1 pseudogene is annotated in these 404 nt (G+C 69.6%); it reads left to right on the forward strand.

The window, feature by feature from the left end:
• Window positions 1–263 precede the first annotated feature (263 nt).
• A pseudogene (locus PUR56_RS16100) lies at window positions 264–404 on the forward strand (aminotransferase); the annotation flags it as partial.

The following is a 404-nucleotide window of genomic DNA, read 5'->3' on the forward strand; positions in this document are numbered from 1 at the left end:
ATGCCGGTCAGTCCTCCACTTCCGTCCCCCGTGCCGCGGGTCAGGCGCGCTTCAGGGCCGGGGGGTCCACCGGGGCGTCCCACAGGTCCAGCAGTCCCACGTCGGCCTTGGTCAGGGTGACCGAGAATCCCGCCATGACCAGCCTGGTCCAGGAGATCATCGACCTGTCCCGGGTCCAGGACGACCGGCTGATGGTCGACCCGGAACCGGTCGCGGTGGACGAGCTGATCGCCGAGGCGATCGACCGCTGCCGCCAGCAGGCCGCCGCCAAGCAGTACCTGACCTACGTCAGCGCGGGACCCTTCCAGTACGCGGTGGCCGAGGCGCTGCAGTTGCCCGACGACTACTTCGCGGACTTCCGCGCGGATCTGCTGCACAAACGGGATCTGCTCGCGGACGGGCTG

The organism is Streptomyces sp. BE303, from assembly GCF_036290945.1.
Taxonomy (GTDB): domain Bacteria; phylum Actinomycetota; class Actinomycetes; order Streptomycetales; family Streptomycetaceae; genus Kitasatospora.